This is a genomic window from Haloglomus salinum (assembly GCF_024298825.1).
GTDB lineage: Archaea > Halobacteriota > Halobacteria > Halobacteriales > Haloarculaceae > Haloglomus > Haloglomus salinum.
The window spans coordinates 2,967,431-2,983,656 of the sequence record NZ_CP101153.1; the positions used below are offsets into that span (position 1 = coordinate 2,967,431).

Annotated in this window: 12 protein-coding genes; 4 read left to right on the forward strand and 8 right to left on the reverse strand. The window is 69.6% G+C overall.

The window, feature by feature from the left end; translation table 11 throughout:
• Positions 1–21: 21 nt before the first annotated feature.
• From NL115_RS14340 to NL115_RS14360, 5 genes are all read right to left on the reverse strand, one after another.
• Positions 22–384, reverse strand: coding sequence for a DUF4234 domain-containing protein (locus NL115_RS14340; protein ID WP_254830031.1), 363 nt, complete (start codon positions 382–384; stop codon positions 22–24).
• A 60-nt stretch (positions 385–444) separates the two neighbouring features.
• On the reverse strand, positions 445–1,893 hold the full coding sequence (locus NL115_RS14345; RefSeq protein ID WP_254830032.1) for an isochorismate synthase: 1,449 nt from the start codon (positions 1,891–1,893) through the stop codon (positions 445–447).
• A gap of 1,058 nt (positions 1,894–2,951) precedes the next feature.
• Positions 2,952–3,419: a MaoC/PaaZ C-terminal domain-containing protein gene (locus NL115_RS14350; protein ID WP_254830033.1), complete on the reverse strand. Its 468-nt coding sequence runs from the start codon at positions 3,417–3,419 to the stop codon at positions 2,952–2,954.
• 23 nt (positions 3,420–3,442) lie between these two features.
• Positions 3,443–3,955, reverse strand: a complete 513-nt coding sequence (locus NL115_RS14355; protein WP_254830034.1) for a PaaI family thioesterase — start codon at positions 3,953–3,955, stop codon at positions 3,443–3,445.
• Positions 3,955–5,919, reverse strand: coding sequence for a 3-hydroxyacyl-CoA dehydrogenase/enoyl-CoA hydratase family protein (locus tag NL115_RS14360; protein WP_254830035.1), 1,965 nt, complete (start codon positions 5,917–5,919; stop codon positions 3,955–3,957). The genes NL115_RS14355 and NL115_RS14360 overlap by 1 nt, the downstream gene beginning before the upstream one ends.
• A gap of 199 nt (positions 5,920–6,118) precedes the next feature.
• Between NL115_RS14360 and NL115_RS14365 the strand changes: the two genes are divergently transcribed.
• Complete coding sequence (locus NL115_RS14365) at positions 6,119–8,275, forward strand: DUF7527 domain-containing protein (protein WP_254830036.1); 2,157 nt, start codon at positions 6,119–6,121, stop codon at positions 8,273–8,275.
• A 16-nt stretch (positions 8,276–8,291) separates the two neighbouring features.
• Here NL115_RS14365 and NL115_RS14370 read toward each other — a convergent pair whose 3' ends face one another.
• Positions 8,292–8,597, reverse strand: coding sequence for a hypothetical protein (locus tag NL115_RS14370; RefSeq protein ID WP_254821598.1), 306 nt, complete (start codon positions 8,595–8,597; stop codon positions 8,292–8,294).
• A gap of 251 nt (positions 8,598–8,848) precedes the next feature.
• Here NL115_RS14370 and NL115_RS14375 point away from each other — a divergent pair, with 251 nt between their 5' ends.
• The 3 genes from NL115_RS14375 (at position 8,849) to NL115_RS14385 (ending at position 13,839) form a co-directional block, all read left to right on the forward strand.
• Positions 8,849–10,258, forward strand: a complete 1,410-nt coding sequence (locus tag NL115_RS14375) for an adenylosuccinate synthase (protein ID WP_254830037.1) — start codon at positions 8,849–8,851, stop codon at positions 10,256–10,258.
• 103 nt (positions 10,259–10,361) lie between these two features.
• The gene (locus NL115_RS14380) at positions 10,362–12,548 is read left to right on the forward strand and encodes a flippase activity-associated protein Agl23 (protein ID WP_254830038.1); all 2,187 of its coding nucleotides are present in this window, start codon (positions 10,362–10,364) and stop codon (positions 12,546–12,548) included.
• Between the two features lie 85 nt (positions 12,549–12,633).
• The gene (locus NL115_RS14385; protein WP_254830039.1) at positions 12,634–13,839 is read left to right on the forward strand and encodes a 5-(carboxyamino)imidazole ribonucleotide synthase; all 1,206 of its coding nucleotides are present in this window, start codon (positions 12,634–12,636) and stop codon (positions 13,837–13,839) included.
• A 3-nt stretch (positions 13,840–13,842) separates the two neighbouring features.
• On the opposite strand, the gene NL115_RS14390 is transcribed toward NL115_RS14385, so the two are convergent.
• A complete protein-coding gene (locus NL115_RS14390) occupies positions 13,843–14,898 on the reverse strand; it encodes a hypothetical protein (protein ID WP_254830040.1) in 1,056 nt (351 codons plus the stop codon).
• A gap of 179 nt (positions 14,899–15,077) precedes the next feature.
• Positions 15,078–16,046: a quinone oxidoreductase family protein gene (locus NL115_RS14395; protein ID WP_254830041.1), complete on the reverse strand. Its 969-nt coding sequence runs from the start codon at positions 16,044–16,046 to the stop codon at positions 15,078–15,080.
• Positions 16,047–16,226: the final 180 nt, after the last annotated feature.

Below are 16,226 nucleotides of genomic sequence, written 5' to 3' on the forward strand. Positions count from 1 at the left end.
GCCGGAAGGACCGGGGCCGGGTCAGGCTGCGGTCTCCGCGGCCCCGCCGGCGACCTCGTTGATACCGGTCTGGACGAGGTACCACACGATGGGCGTGAAGACGACGAACGCGATGAACAGGATGAGTTCGTCGTAGTCCGTCACCGCCGTGATGTCGTTCGAGAACCGCCAGATGACGACGAGGTTGTAGAGCGGAATCAGGATGCCGAGGGTCCGGAAGCCCGGGCTGATGTCCGCGCTCGTCCCCGCGTCGAGCTGCTCGTTCGTCTTGTACCACCAGTACAGGCCGTAGAGGCCGAACGTCACGACGCACAGGATGACCTGCGTCGCCAGCGAGCCGTGCGTGAACGCCGACGGGTCGGTCACCTCGGGTGAGTCTGCCATCACCCGCCGGTTCTCGCATCGGCGGAATAAGTCATGGGGCGGCCCGTGGACCGCGCCCGATCACTCCAGTTCGTCCAGAATCGGCCGGTACTTCAGCTGGACCTCGTCCCACTCGCGGTCGGGGTCCGAGTCCGCGACGAGGCCGACACCCGCGAACATCGTCACCTGCTCGTCGTCGGGGCTCGCCACCGCGGAGCGGATGGCGACCGCGAACGAGCCGTAGCCGGCCGCGTCGAACCAGCCCACTGGCGCGGCGTACCAGCCGCGGTCGAACGGCTCCGTGTCACGGATGGTCCGAAGCGCACGGTCCGGCGGCAGCCCCCCGACGGCGGGCGTCGGGTGGAGTGCCTCCACCAGGTCGAGGACGTGGTGGTCCGCGGCGAGTTCCGCCGTGATGGGCGTCTCGATGTGCTGGACCGTCGCGAGCCGGCGGATGCGGCGCTCGCCGGTCGAGACCGACGCGGCGTACGGCGCCAGCTGCTCCCGGATGGCGTCCGCGACGAGTTCGTGCTCGTGGACGTTCTTGTCGTCGGCCAGCAGCTCCTCGGCCAGCCACTCGTCCTCGGCGGGCGTCTCCCCGCGCCCGGTCGTGCCCGCGAGCGCGCCCGTCTCGACGGTACGGCCGGTGAGGTCGACCAGTCGCTCCGGCGTCGCGCCGAAGAAGCCCGGGCGGGGCCCCTCGGCGTCACCCTCTGCCATCGCGTCGCCGGAACGGATGGGCTCCAGCAGGAAGCGATAGCAGTCCGGGTAGCGCCCGGCGAGGCGGGTCAGCGTATCGGGGAGGTCGAGTGGCTGCTCGAGGTCGGCCTCCAGCGCCTGGGCCAAGACGACCTTCCGGAGGTCGCCGGCCTCGATGCGGGTGAGTGCGGCGTTCACCGAGTCGCGCCACGCGCCGCGGTCGGTCGTCCGGCGCCGGTCGGCGACCCCCGGCGGGTCGGAGACCGTCCCCGGTTCCGGGAGCGACTCGACAGTCTCGCGTGCCTCGGCCAGCCGGGCCTCGACGGCCGCGGCCGACGCCTCCGGCCCGGCCGCGGTGACGGTCAGCCACGCCTCCGACCCGGCGTCCGGGTCGCCCGTGGTCGGGTCCGTCCCGGTGTAGGTGAGCTGCACGCGCGGCAGGAGGAAGCCCGCCGACGGGTAGTCGTCCCACGGCGGCTCGCCGTCCGCTGCCGCGTGCTCCTCGTGGAAGGCGAACCCGCCGAACAGGCGGGGCCGCGCGGCCAGCGTGCCGGCGTGGACGTCGCCGCTTTCGAACAGGTCCGCGGCGGCCTCGCGGATGGCGGTGAACCGGTCGGCGCCGGTGGCCGTGAGCGTGGCCGCCGCACCGCTCCCGACGACGGTCGCCTCGTCCGGGGCCGCCCACACCGTCCGGGGGTGCTCGGCCGCCGCGACGACCGCGCGGAACGGCGGCGCATCGACGCGGACGGAGCGACTGACGAGGTCGGCGTCCGTGGCAGCCGCCGCCGACCGACCCCCGCGAACCGACGACTCGCCGCGCGGTGGTTCCATCACCCTGGTGTTGGGGTTCCAGTGTTTTGAGGCTAGCCCTCTCGGACGACGACGGCCACGCTGCCGAGGGGGAACGCTCTCTCGTGATTACAACGGCAGCGACGGTGGCGGCGACACCGGAGTCCTGTCCGAAGCCCTCGCGCTCTCACACGACAGGGACCGCAGCGACGAGGCGACCTCCGCAGCCCTCGCACTCTCACACGACAGGGACCGAAGCGACGAGACGACCTCCGAAGCCCTCGCACTCTCACACGACAGGGACCGAAGCGACGAGACGACCTCCGAAGCCCTCGCGCTCTCGACCCGCCGGGCCTCGCTGCGGTCCTCGGCCGCCAGAGGCGGCCTGCGGTCCTTGCGTCGTCCGGGCGGGGTCGAGAGCGCTCGCCCTTCGAGCCCACCAGGGGCGTGGCCTGTCGAGGCTCGCGGCGCACCTGCCCTTCCCCGGGTCGCGCGGGTTCGCAGACAAGCTGCTCACCACGCGCTCCCGGCCGGAGAGCAGTTACACGGCCGGCCGGTTCCGAGAACAGGAAGCGCGCTCGCGCCATCCCGGCGAACCCGCGAGCGAAGCGAGCGTGGGGAGCCGCCCCGGCGCGAGCGCGGGGAGGTGTGGGGACGCTAGCGCCCCACTGGAACCACCACGCGCGAACGCTCGGTCGAACGAGCGACAGGGCGGGACTGAAAGGGGCCGCTCGCTCGACGAAGCACGGCGACGCAAGCACCGCAGGCCGAACGAAGTGAGGCCGAGGAGCGCAGCGAGCCGCGCGAGTCGAGCGGGCGGGGGCTTTCAACAGGATTCTGTCGTCGCTGTTGGCGTCACAGGGAGAGCGGGCGGGGGCTTTCAACAGGATTCTGTCGTCGCTGTTGGCGTCACAGGGAGAGCGGGCGGGGGCTTTCAACAGGATTCTGTCGTCGCTGTTGGCGTCACAGGGAGAGCGGGCGGGGGCTTTCAACTCAGGTTCGTCGTGACTGTCGGCCTCGATAATAGATGAGAATCTGGAATATATTGGATTAGCGCAGAATTATAGATTATTGCATTAGATAAATAGAAAATGTACGATTTACTCGACTAGCGACAGCATCGAGCAGGAGATGGCGGTCGAACCGTCCTGCTTCACGACCTCCACGTCGTACTGGATGGTCCCCGTCGCGGCCGGGTTGTCGGACTCGCGCTTCTCGACCACCTCGGCCTCGACGTGGATGGTGTCGCCGGCGAAGACGGGCCCGCGGAAGCGCAGGTCGTCGATGCCGTAGAACGCGACGACGGCGTCGCGCTCCTCGGGTGTGCGGTTCTGCCACAGGAGGCCGGTCGCGGCCGAGAACACCAGCATCCCGTGGGCGATGCGTTCGCCGAACATCGACTCCTGCATCGCCTCCTCGTCCATGTGGAGGTGGTTGAAGTCGCCGCTCACGCCGGCGAAGTTGGCGATGTCGGCCTCTGTGATGGTCCGACCGCCGGTGGTGTCGGTGTCGCCCTCCTCGGTGTTCGCGTAGATGCTGTAGTCGTCGCCGTCGTCTGTGTCTGTCATCGGTGTTGGTCTCGTTGTCGGCCTCAGTCCTCGCCGTTGTCGTTCGCGTCGGTGTCGGTGCTGCCGTCCCTGAACAGCCGATACGTCGTCCCGCCGGTCGCGACGACCTTGCGCTCGCCCTCGTGCATCGTCGTGACCTCGCACTCCGTGACGCCCATGCTCGACCCGGCGCGGACGACCTCGGCCGCGACGCGGAGGTCGTCGCGCGCGGGCCGGACGTAGCGCACGTTGAGGTCGGTCGTCGTCAGCGCCGCGTGGGCGGGGTTCTCGAACGTCGAGCGGAGGGCGAAGCCGCTGGCCGTGTCGATGACCGTCGCGGTGATACCACCGTGGACGGTCCCCGACGAGATGTTCGCGAACTTCTCGTCGAACGGCAGATCGAACACCGCCCGCCCGGGTTCGACCGCGACGATGTCGAGGTCGAGCCAGTGGAACAGGCCGTGCTCCCGGAGTTCACGCTCCAGTTCCTCGGAGCCGGCGAGGTCCGCCGTGTCCGCGACGCCCCCGTCGGCGGCGTCACCCTCCGTTCCGGTCACTATTTCCCCTCGAACTCCGGCTCGCGGTCGCCCATGAACGCCATGGCGCCCTCCTCCATGTCGTCGGTCGTGAGGAGGAGACCGAACGCCTGGGACTCCATCTCGAGGCCGGCTTCCATGTTCTCGTCGGCGCCCTTGTTCATCACCTGCTTGGCCTTCTTCAGCGCGATGGGCGGTCCGTTGACGAGGTCGTCGACGAACTCCTCGCAGATCTCCTCGAAGTCCTCGCTGTCGACGGCGCAGTTGATGAGCCCCCACTTGTGGGCGCGCTCGGCGGAGATGCGGTTGCCGCGGAAGACGAGCTCCTTCGCGCGCGCCTCGGGCAGCATCCGCATCGCGCGCTGGGTGCCGCCGCCGCCCGGGATGAGGCCGAGGTCGATCTCCGGGAAGCCGAACTCCGAATCCTCGGTGGCCACGCGCAGGTCACACGCCAGCGCCAGTTCGTGGCCGCCGCCCAGACAGAAGCCGTCGATCTTCGCCAGGGTGGGTCGCGGGAAGTCGTTGACCGTCTGGAAGAACTCCGTCACCTCGACCTCGTGGGGCGCGATGCCGGAGAAGCCGGTGATGTCGGCGCCCGCGGAGAACGCGCGGTCACCCGCGCCCTCGAACGTCACCGCGCGGACCTCGTCCACGTCGACGTTGTTCAGCAGGTGGACGGTCTCCTGCATCAGGTCGTCGTTGAGCGCGTTCATCCGGGCCGGCCGGTCGAGTTCGATCTCGAGTAGCCCGTTGTCGTGGAGTTCGTGGTTGATGGTGGTGTAGTCGCGGGTGCCGTCCTCGCCGCCGCCGTAGTCGAAGAAGCCGCTCCCGGCGTCCTCGCCAGTCTCGCCGGCCTCGACCTTCTCGACGAGCCACGGGTCCGGCTCGTAGCGCTCGGCGCCGTACTCCTCGTGGAGGTCCTGAAGCTTCTCCAGCACCACGTCCAGGCCGATCTTGTCGGCGCGCCGGCAGGGGCCCTCGGGGAAGCCCGTCCCCAGGCGCATTCCGGTGTCGATGGCCTCCGGCGTCGCCACCTCCTCGCGGACGAGGTACGCCGCGCGGTTGATGATGCGGGCCTCGATGCGGAGCGTGTCGACGCCCTCGCCGTCACCCGGCTCGTAGGTCGTGCCCTCGCCGTCCTCGTAGTCGTAGTAGCCCTTGCCGGTCTTCTGGCCGAGGTCGCCGGCTTCGACCTTCTCCTCGACGATGGGGGCGACCTCGCGCCCGGCCTCCTTGGCCACGTCGTAGCCGATGTCGATGCCGGTCATGTCCGACAGCTCGAACGGGCCCATCGGGTAGCCCCGCTGGTGGACCATCGCGGCGTCGATGGCCTCGACGTCCGCGACGCCCTCGCTGGCCATCCACGCGGCCTCGTCACCGAACGGCCCCAGCACGGTGTTGACGACGAACCCGCGCACGTCCTTCCTGACGTAGATGGGCGTCTTGTCGATATCCTCGACGAACTCGTAGGCGAGTTCGGCGGTCTCGTCGGTGGTCTCCTCCCCGTAGATGACCTCGACGAGGTCCATCTTCACCGGCGGGTTGAAGAAGTGGGTCCCGACGACCTGCTCGGGTCGCTCGGTCGCTTCGGCGATCTGTGTAATCGGCAGCGAGGAGGTGTTGGAGGCGAATATCGTGTGGTCCGGTGCGTACTCCTCGAGGTCGCCGTAGATGTCGCGTTTCAGGTCGAGCTTCTCGGGCGCGGCCTCGATGACGAGGTCCGCGTCCTCGACGGCTGCCTCCAGGTCGACCGCGGTGTCCACGCGGTCCAGCACCTCGTCGGGGTCCTGGTCGACGAGACCCTTCTCCGCGAGCTTCTCCAGCGACCACTTGATGTCGTCGTAGCCGTCCTCGACGATCTCCTCCTTGATGTCCCGCATCGTCACGTCGTAGCCGCCAAGCGCCACGACCTCGGTGATGCCGTGACCCATGCTCCCCGCGCCGAGCACGGTCACACGGTCGATATCCTCGAGTTCCAGAGTCATGCGAGCACGTGTGGCACACGCTCCGGCTTAATACCACCGGGATGGGTTACAGGTGTTAGGTCATTCCGGATGGCCGTTGACCAGCGTAAACTCCTCGCTCCGGTGTCGGCGGTTTCCGGACGCGGCCCCGGAGCCGCCGGTTCCGGGGTGGATGCTGGTGCCCGGAAGGCCTTTGGGCGGACCGGTCCCACCGGCGGGCATGACAACCCGCGCGGTCGCCGAGATGCGTGAGTGGGACGGCCGCCAGTACGACGGCGGGTTCGACGGGCTGCACGACCTCGCCGACCGGGAGTTCACGGGCGCCGTCGAAGCCGACGGCGCCGTCTGTTTCGTGCTTCGCGGGCGCGTGGTCGGCGTCTTCGAGACGGACGAGGAGGCCGACCACGGGCTCCGTTCCGGCGATATCGGCGCCTTCGAGCACGCCACCGGGACCGCGTACGAGGCTCCACACGCCGCCCTCCCCCTGCTGTTCACCATGCAGGCCACCGGCGGCGAGGAGCGCGGCCGCTACTACACCGAGGACACGCCGCTGGAGGAGGTCCACGAGCGGCTCTCGGGCGGCTTCACCGGCTACGTCGAACTCTCCGAGAACGTCCTCTCGGGTGACTACTACTCCGTCTACCACGGCGGGCGCGCGAAACACGTCGCCTTCGTCGGCCAGTCCCGCCGCCTGCTGGAGGACGAGGAGGCGTTCGAGCGCTCATGCGACGAGGTCGGCATCTACACCGTCACCGCCGTCGACCTCGATATCACCGAGATTCCCGGTGGCGAGGAGCGCACGGCCGCGGGAGCTGGTGCGGCTGGTGCGGCTGGTGCGGACGGCGCAGGAGCGGCCGACGCAGGTGCCGCCGGTGCGGCGGGTGCCGGTGCGGGTGGGGCGGCCGGGGAGTCCGATTCGGCACCGGGCGGCGGTGCCAGGGCGGACGCGGACGACCCGAGCCTGGACGCCGACATTCCCGAGGCCGGCTCCGACACAGCCGGCGAGGCCGACGCAGCGGCCGCCGGGGCGGACACGGAGGAGGGGACCGAAGCGGAGACTGAAATGGAATCGGAGAGGGAGGCCGAGACGCCCCACGGCGACCAGGCCGACACCACGCCTCCTCGCGGCACCGAGCGTGACTCGTCCGCGGACGACGCCATCAGGCCGGCAGCGACCCTGACCGACGACGGCGACGAGGGGAACGGGACGGACGCCGACTCGGGCGACACCGACCCGGAGGTCGGGACCGACGAGCGCGACGGCGTCGACGACCAGCAGAGCGACGCGGCGGCCACCGAGGCGGCGTCCCCCTCGCCGGCGACGGGTCCGGCCGACGACGACGACATCGAGGCGGCCGTGACCTCCGTCGAGGAGGCGTCGGCCGAGTCCGAGCCGGAACCGGAGGTGGCCGAGTCGCCCGACGAGTCACCCGCTGAGCAGTTCGCGGACGAGGAGCCCGGTTCCGAGACGGCCCCGGAGCCGGCGGCGTCCGGCGAGGACGTGGCGACGCTCAAACGAACGCTCGAGGACCGCGAGAGCGAGGTCGAGCGGCTAGAGCGCGAGGTCGACCGCCTCGAATCGGAGCTGCGGACGGTCCGGGACGAGCGCGACGACCTCGCCGCACGTGTCGAGAACCTCGAGGCGCGCCTCCAGGAGCTGGGCTCCGGTGCCGCCGCGCCGGAGTCCTCGATGACGGCGTCGGAGGCACTCTCTGGAACGAACCTCTTCGTCCGCTACCGCTCGAAGAGCGAGCCGACCCTGGACGACCTCTCGGATGGCGTCAGCCGCGAGGGCGTCATCGAGAACCTCCGGCTCGAGCGTCACACCGAGTTCGATGCCGAGGCTGTCGCTGTCGACGGGCGGCAGTTCGACGCCTTCCTCGAGGGGACGCAGGAGTACCGGTTCGCCCGGTGGCTGGTGAGTGAGCTGCCGCTGGAGATCCGCGATACGGGTACCCAGCGGAAGCTGGCGGACCTGTACGGCGCCCTGCCGGATATCGACCGGATCGAGTTCGGTGCGACGGTCGCCGACGACCAGACGTTCGACCTCGTCGCCCGGAACCGGATGGGCGAGCCGCTAGTTATCGCGACGCTGGACGACTCCCGCGAGCCGACCCAGGGCGAGGAACTGGCGGCTCTCGTCCGTGGCGGCTCTGCGGTGTCGGAGGAGTCGGGGTCGCTGGCGGGTGCGATGGCTGCCACGGGCGCCTTCTTCGAACCGGAGGCGCTCGCGACGGCCGAAGAGGCCACTGGTGGGAGCCTGTTGAGCCGCGACAAGCGCGAGAGCTACGTGAAACTGTCGCGGGGGCGGGGCTTCCACCTCTGTCTCGTCGAGGACCGCGACGAGTCGTTCTATCTCTCGGTCCCGGAGCTGTGAGACAGTATTAGCTGCCTCAGCCCTCGATTTCGGGAATATCCTCGATTTTCATCCCCTCGAGCTTCTCGACGATCTCGTCGATCTTCCCGTCCAGGTCGTCGACGAAGTCGGCGGTGTCCTCGGTCGTGATGGCACCCTGGCTGGAGGGCTCGATGAGGTTCTCCTCCTCGAGCACCCGGAGGGAGTAGCGGACCTTGTGGTGGGGGTATCCCGTCTCGTTCGACATCTTCACGATGCCGATGGGTTCGTTCTCGATCACCATCCGCAAGACCTGCAGATGGCGTTCGAGCATGTCGACTTCCTTCTCGAGCCGATCTATCATGGCACGTGTTAACTCGTGAGACGAGGGTTTAAAAGTTGCCCTCACGCCGCCCGATTCGGGGCCATCCAGGCGGACGGACGTCCGGAATCGGTACCGCATATCACTCGGACCATGTTAACCCTTCCGACCGCGGCAGCCTCCGAGTGGTCGAATCGGGGGCGCTCGGGGCGCACGCGCGCCGAGACGCGGGGGTGGCGGTGGCCCGGGGGAACCGCAACCGGTTTGTTCGGCCACGCCGCACGCTGGGGCGGATGACTGTCACTATCGTCGGTTCGCAGTTCGGCGACGAGGGGAAGGGGGGGATCGTCGACGTGTTCGGCGAGGCGGCGGACGTGGTCGTGCGGTACCAGGGCGGCGACAACGCCGGCCACACCGTCGTGCACGAGGACGTGGAGTACAAACTCTCGCTGGTCCCCTCGGGCGCGGTCCGCGGGAAGATCGGCGTGCTCGGCAACGGCTGTGTCGTCAACCCGGCGACGCTGTTCGACGAGCTCGACGCGCTCCGCGAGCGCGGGCTCGACCCCGACGTCCGCGTCGCCGAGCGCGCGCACGCCATCATGCCGTTCCACCGCGTCCTCGACGGCCTCGAGGAGGACGTGAAGAGCGAGGACGACATCGCCGTCGGCACCACCGGGCGCGGCATCGGCCCCACGTACGAGGACAAGGCCGGCCGCCGCGGGGTCCGCGTCGGTGACCTGCTCGACCCCGAGGTCCTCCGCGACCGCCTCGCCTACGTCGTTCCGCAGAAGAAGGCCCTCGTCGAACAGGTGTACGACCTCGACCTCGATGCGCTCGACGCCGACGACTTCGGTATCGAGATGGACGTCACCGAGGCGTTCGACGAGGACGCGCTGTTCGAGCGCTACCGCACGTTCGGCGAGCGTCTCGCCGACGAGGGGATGACCGTCAACTGTGGCGCCTTCCTCGCCGAGCGTCGCGAGGCCGGAGACCTGGTGATGATGGAGGGCGCCCAGGGGACCGGCATCGACATCGACCACGGGAGCTACCCCTACGTCACCTCCTCGAACCCCACGGCCGGCGGCGCGTCCGTCGGAACCGGACTCGGCCCGACCGTCGTGGGACAGGGTGAGGTCGTCGGTATCGTGAAGGCGTACATCTCGCGGGTCGGGATGGGCCCGCTCCCGACCGAACTCGGCCACGTCGAGGGGCAGACCCCACCCGAGGGCGGCGACACCTCCGAGCGCGGTCAGGAGCTCGCGACCTACATCCGTGACGAGGGTGGCGAGTACGGCACCGTCACCGGGCGCCCGCGACGGGTCGGCTGGCTCGACATGCCGATGCTCCGGCACGCCGCCACGGCCAGCGGCTTCACCGGCCTCGCTATCAACCACGTCGACACGCTCGCCGGCCTCGACACGGTGAAAGTCGGACACGCGTACGAGCGCGACGGCGAGGAGCAACTGACCATCCCGGCCACGACGGAGAAGTGGGCCGACTGCGAGGCGGTCTACCGCGAGTTCGACGGCTGGCCGGAGGCCGACTGGAGCGACGTGGCCGAGCGCGGCTACGACGCTCTCCCCGAGAATGCCCAGGAGTACCTGGGTTACATCGCGGCCGAACTCGATGCCGACATCTACGCCGTCGGCGTCGGTCCCGGGCGCGAGGACACGGTCGTCGTGCAGGACCCGTTCGAGGTGTAACTCCCCTCTCCACCTCTTCCGCCCGGTCCGCCGCCGATAGCGGCGTGTCCCGGTTCGGGAGCAACCAGAAGGATTCTAAGGGCAGCGGCTACAGTCCGTAGCGATGGTGGCCGCCCCTGACGACGACCCCGCCGCCGCCGACGGCGATCCGGGGCCAACAGACGCTCCCCCCACGGATGGTGAGCCCCCCGCCGCCGACGATGGTACCGACAGTGAGCCGTCCACCGGAACCGGGTCCACGCCCTCCTCCGACTCGGACCCAGCCGCCGGAACCGGGTCCATATCCTCTCCCGACTCGGACCCAGCCGCCGAGCGCGTCCGCGCCGGCCGGCGACCCTTCCTCGCCGACTACCTCGGCACTGGCACCGAGCGCACCCTCCGGCTGGTGCTGGGCATCACGGTCCTCGCGCTCGTCGCGCGGTTCGTCCTGCTCGGCGACCGTGTCCAGCATTTCGACGAGGGCCGGGTCGCCTGGTGGACGCTCGAGTACATGCGGACGAGTTCGTTCAGCTACCGCTACATCATCCACGGGCCGTTCATCCAGCACCTGAACACGTTCCTGTTCTCGGTGCTGGGGACGACGGACTTCGCGACACGGGTGGTCCCGGCGCTGGTCGGCGGCCTGCTGCCCGCCACGGCGCTCCTGTTCCGCGAGCACCTGCGCCGGAGCGAACTCGTCGCGATGGCGCTGTTCCTCAGCTTCAACCCCATCCTGCTGTACTACTCCCGGTTCTCCCGGTCGACGATTCTCGTCGCCGGGTTCTCGTTCGTCGCGTTCGGGTTCTTCGTCCGCGCGATGGACGCCCGCCGGGCCCGGCACGAGTCGACGACCGCCGCGACCGACGGCGGCACCCCGGCGGCCGCTCGTTCGAGCAGGCCTGGCGGGGCGCTGGCTGACCTGTTCAGCCTCGAGACGACGCGCTCGCCCGCGCTCTACTTTCACGTCGGCGTGTTCTTCGTCGCGCTCGCGTTCGCCGCGAAGGAGAACGCGCTGGTGTACCTGCTCTGCTGGGCGGGCGCTGGCGTGCTCGTCTCGGACCGCCTGCTCTCGACGCCCGGCACCAGCGGGTTCGACCGCATCGAGGCCGCCCTGACACGCTTCGTTGTCAGCCCCGGCTACTACATCGGCCACGCGCTCGTCGCGCTCCTCATCGTCGGTGCCGTGACGCTGTTTTTCTACGCGCCGCGGGGCGCGGCGGCGCCGGACGGCGTCGGTCTGTACGCTGTACTCGGCCAGCCCGGACAGTTCCCGACGCTCGTCGACGCGACGGTCTCCGATATCGAGACCGGCCTGGAGTACTGGTTCGGCGGTTCGACCGAGGCGGGGTGTAACAAGGACAACCTCATCGACGGGTACCTCTGCTTCCTCGCCCGGTTCCTCGAATCGACCGTCCTCTACGCGGGTCCGCTGTTCGCCCTCTCGATTGTCGGTTTCGTCGCCGACCGCTACACCGCCGGCCGGCCGCGGGCGCTGGTCATGTTCGCCGCCTTCTGGGGCTTTGCCTCCGTCGTCGGCTACCCGCTCGGGACGGACATCTACGGCGCGTGGATCGTCGTGAACGCGCTCGTCCCGCTCGCGGTTCCTGCCGCCGTCGGCGCGGCCATCCTGTTCCGCTGGGGCGTCGACGCCTACCGCGAGGACGACGGCATCAGCGTGTTCCTCGTCCTCGTGCTGGTGCTCGCTGCGACCGGCGCGACCGGCTACCAGGGCGTGACCGGTGTCTACGCCGAACCCGAGGAGGGGCCGGACTCGCTCGTCCAGTACGCACAGCCGGAGGGCGAGTGGCGGCCGCTCATCGCGGAGATGCAGGCCGTCTCGGCGGGTAACGCCCCCGCCGAGACGGACGTGCTCGTCCACGGCTCCTACTACGTCGACGGGGCCGAGTCGGCCGTCCGCACGCCCGCCTGCATCAAGTGGTTCAAGATACTCCCGATGCCGTGGTACTTCGAGAAGGACCGGATGCAGGTTGCCTGCACCAACTCGACGGCGGAACTCGACTCGCTCGAGTCGGTCCCGCCGGTCGTCGTCGCTCGGGGGTCCCACGCCGAGGAACTCGACCAGCGCCTCGGCGACGACTACCGGAAGGAGACGGCGCTGATACGCCAGGACGCCATCTCGACGGTCGTCTACATCGAGCGGTCGGCGCCCCGGGCCGACGTTCAGCGGTCGGCGCCGCGGGCCGACATTCAGCGGTCGGCGCCACGGGCCGACATAGCAGTGCCCGGCGACACCCACGAGGCTGTCCACGACGCCCGCGCCGCGCAGGCGCGGCTCCGGGCCGCCGGCTAACTTCGCCCGAGCTGGCGCTCTGCGCTGTTTCTCCCGCCTACCCGGAAGCGAAAGCGGTAGGGTCGGGCGCCGTGGACGCCCGGACATGACTCATTCCGACGGTCTCGATGCGCGGACGCTGGCCACTCCCGGCCCGACCCTGGGCGTGGTCGGTGGGGGACAGCTGGGCCGGATGCTGGGCGAGGCCGCGGGCCCGCTCGGCGTCGAACTCGTCGTCTCGGACCCGACGCCGGACTGTCCCGCGCGCTCGGTCGTCCGCGACCAGGTGGTCGGGGACTTCGACGACTACGAGACGCTCCGTGAACTCGGCGAGCGCGCCGACCTCCTCACCTTCGAGATCGAACTGGCGGACCCCGACGCGCTGGACCGAGTCGCCGAGGAGACCGGCACGCCCGTCCACCCCGCACCGGAGACGCTGCGCACCATCCAGGACAAGTACGTCCAGAAGGAGGCGCTGGTCGAGCGGGGTATCCCGGTCCCGGCCTACCGGAAGGTGGACGACGCCGACGACCTCCACGCCGCCGGCGAGGAGCTGGGCTGGCCGCTGATGCTGAAGGCCCGCGAGGGTGGCTACGACGGCCGCGGGAACGTCCCCGTCGAGGGCCCCGACGAGGTCGAGGCGGCGATGGAGGCCATCGCCGGGCCAGCCATGGCCGAGGAGATGCTGGACTTCGAGCGCGAACTCGCGGTGATGGGCCTGCGCGGCGCCGACGAGCGAGATACGTTCCCCGTCACCGAGACCATCCACCGCGAGGAGATACTCCGCGAGTCCATCTCGCCGGCCCGGGCCGACGAGGCCATCCGCGTCCGGGCTCAGGAGGTCGCCGACGAGGTCCTCGACGCCATGGACGGGCGCGGCGCGTTCGGCATCGAGCTGTTCCAGGTCGACCCCGACGACCACGACGGCGAGGCCATCCTGGTCAACGAGATTGCCCCGCGCCCGCACAACTCCGGGCACTGGACCATCGAGGGCTGTCTCACCTCGCAGTTCGAGAACCACGTCCGCGCGGTGCTGGGCTGGCCGCTCGGCGCGACGAAGCGGCGCGCGCCGACCGCGAACGCCAACCTGCTCGGCGATGTCGACGAGAACCGAGCGGCAGAGCTACGGGGCGTGGACGAGGTGCTGCGGTCGGAGGGCGCGGCGCTCCACTGGTACTGCAAGCACGAGGCCCGGCCGCTCCGGAAGCTGGGGCACGTCACGCAGGTCGGGAGCGAGGGCGAGGACATCAGCGACCTGCTGGAACAGGTGCGGGCCCTGCGCGACGCGACGACGTTCCAGCCGGACGCGTAGGCCTCAGTTCGGCGTGGTGACCCCGTCCTCGGGACCACTGGCCGACAGGTGGTCGAACTCGCCGGTCGGGATATCGCCGTCCGTCCAGACCAGCCGGCCGCTGGCCTCGACGTCGAGCCCGTCGTACGGTCCGAACCGGTCCGACTCGGACTCGATGTACGACGCCAGCTTCTCCGCCTCGGCTGCCTCGGCGTCGGCGTAGGTGTTCGCGAACGTGAGGTGGGTCGTCTCGGTGCCGAACCGCCACGACTTGAGTCCGCCCGTTATCTCGTCCGCCCGGAACCCGCGGGTCGTGGAGCCGTCCATCGCCTCCGGGTAGCACCAGAGCGCGTGCGGGTCGTCCACGGTGCCGAGCATCGCGTCGACGTACGCGTTGCCGTTGGCGTAGCTGGCCGCCTCGCCGGCCCCCGCGTCGATGATGGCCTTCGCGTACGGACCCGCGCCGTCGCTCTCGGGCCTCATCGGTGATACCTCCATGAAGACGTCCTCAGACACGGCGTAGACGTACTCGGTGCCGTAGAGGTCGAAGCCCTCGTACTGCTCGGGCTCCGACCAGGGCGTCCGCGTCGGTGTCGTCGGGGTTCGCTCCGCGGTCGGCGTCGACGAGTCGCCGTCGCTGGTGATGCGTTCACCGATGGCATCCGGGTCGAACGAGCCGATGGCCACCCGTGCGTCGCCGACCCCGACCGAGGCAGCGATGTCGGCGGCGTCGACGTACCGGTCCGGGGCGGGGTAGAGCATCTCCCGTTCGAGGCGGCGATAGGCGTTCTCGTGCATCGCCTCCCGGTGCCGCCGGATGGCCGCGATGTCGAACAGACGGACACTGTAGCCGTCCCGAAACGGCGACGAGGCCGGGTTCGGGAGCCACTGTGCGAGGTCGACCGACACCGACTCGGTCGTCCCGTCCGCCGGCGTCGGTTCGTCTGTCGGGGAGGACCCGGCCGGGGAACTGGCGCCGCCGGTCGGGGAGGTGCTGGTACAGCCGGCCAGTGTTGCGAGCGCTCCACCGCCGAGCGCGAGACCTGTCGCTTCGAGGAGGGACCGTCTTGAGCGGGGCATCGTCAGGAATCGTGCCACGGGCGGCAAAAATCTTCTCTACGGTCATCGACCACGAACGATGGCATGGCTCGCTCTGATGTCGGTAGGTATCTTGTTCGGGCTTTCACGGATTTGCCGTGCGAGTTTTACAGTAATACGGTATACTCTGCTCTAGCTCGGGGTCTAACGCTGCTACCCGTCTACGGCGTCAGCACGACCTTCCCCGAGGACTTGCGGTCCTCGATGTACTGGTGGGCCTCGGCGGCGTCGGTGAGGTCGAACGTCTCGCCGACCTGGACCTCCAGCGTGCCGTCGCCGAGCAGCTCGGTCAGCTCGGGGACGGCGCCCATCACCTGCATCGGCTTGCGCTCGATAGCGCGGCCGAGATGGTAGCCTTCGACGGTGACGTTGCCGAACAGGAGCTTGTCCGTCGGCGGAGCGCCCGGCTCGCCCGAGGCGGCGCCGTAGACGACGAGCGTGCCGAACTCCTTCAGCGCGTCCACGGAGCGCTCGGTGGTGTCGCTGCCGATGCCGTCAAGCACCATGTCCAGCCCGTAGTCCGTCTCGGCCTCGCAGACCTCGACGAAGTCCTCCTCCGTGTAGTTGATGGGGTGGTCACAGCCCAGCGAGGCCGCCTTGTCCAGCTTCTCCTGGGTCGAGGCCGTGCCGAACACCTCGGCGCCGGCGTTGCTGGCGAGCTGGACGGCCGCGGTGCCGACCCCGCCCGCGGCAGCATGGACCAGCACGGAGTCGCCCTCCTCCAGCCCGCCCCACTCGAACAGGCAGTTGTGGGCCGTGAGGTACTGGACGGGGAAGCCCGCGGCCTCCTCGAAGCTCATCTCGCCGGGGATGTCCATCAGCCCCATCGCGTCGGCGATGGCGTAGTCGGCGTAGCCGCCGCCGTTGACCATCGAGACCACCTCGTCGCCGACCTCCCGGCCGACTCCGTCGCCGACGGCGTCGACGACGCCCGCGACCTCCATCCCGGGCGTGTAGGGCGGCTGCGGACCGCCGTGGTAGTGGCCGCGGCGCTGCATGATGTCCGCGAAGTTGATGCCCGCGGCCTTCACCTCGATACGGACCTGCCCGTCGTCCGGTTCGGGAACGTCCTGCTCGACCTGCTCGAGTTCGGCCGCGTCACCGAAGGCCGACACCTGAATGGCTCGCATGGGTTGGTCGTCGTCCGCCCGTCGTATAAACGATACTGTTAGCAGAAGCGCTCCAAAAGCTTATCATTGTAAGAGACGCAGGCGGTGGTGGAGCATCCGTTTCCCCGTTTCGGGTGCTCCGCTCCGTCCCGTTCCGTGTCGGCGCGGACCCACCACCGTGCCGACGCGTTCTTTCCCCCT

Coding starts and splice junctions, on each gene's coding strand:
- NL115_RS14385 (WP_254830039.1), top strand. CDS start 12,634: ATGACTCATTCCGACGGTCTCGATGCGCGGACGCTGGCCACTCCCGGC.
- NL115_RS14380 (WP_254830038.1), top strand. CDS start 10,362: ATGGTGGCCGCCCCTGACGACGACCCCGCCGCCGCCGACGGCGATCCG.
- NL115_RS14375 (WP_254830037.1), top strand. CDS start 8,849: ATGACTGTCACTATCGTCGGTTCGCAGTTCGGCGACGAGGGGAAGGGG.
- NL115_RS14370 (WP_254821598.1), bottom strand. CDS start 8,597: ATGATAGATCGGCTCGAGAAGGAAGTCGACATGCTCGAACGCCATCTG.
- NL115_RS14350 (WP_254830033.1), bottom strand. CDS start 3,419: ATGACAGACACAGACGACGGCGACGACTACAGCATCTACGCGAACACC.
- NL115_RS14345 (WP_254830032.1), bottom strand. CDS start 1,893: ATGGAACCACCGCGCGGCGAGTCGTCGGTTCGCGGGGGTCGGTCGGCG.
- NL115_RS14360 (WP_254830035.1), bottom strand. CDS start 5,919: ATGACTCTGGAACTCGAGGATATCGACCGTGTGACCGTGCTCGGCGCG.
- NL115_RS14365 (WP_254830036.1), top strand. CDS start 6,119: ATGACAACCCGCGCGGTCGCCGAGATGCGTGAGTGGGACGGCCGCCAG.
- NL115_RS14340 (WP_254830031.1), bottom strand. CDS start 384: ATGGCAGACTCACCCGAGGTGACCGACCCGTCGGCGTTCACGCACGGC.
- NL115_RS14390 (WP_254830040.1), bottom strand. CDS start 14,898: ATGCCCCGCTCAAGACGGTCCCTCCTCGAAGCGACAGGTCTCGCGCTC.
- NL115_RS14395 (WP_254830041.1), bottom strand. CDS start 16,046: ATGCGAGCCATTCAGGTGTCGGCCTTCGGTGACGCGGCCGAACTCGAG.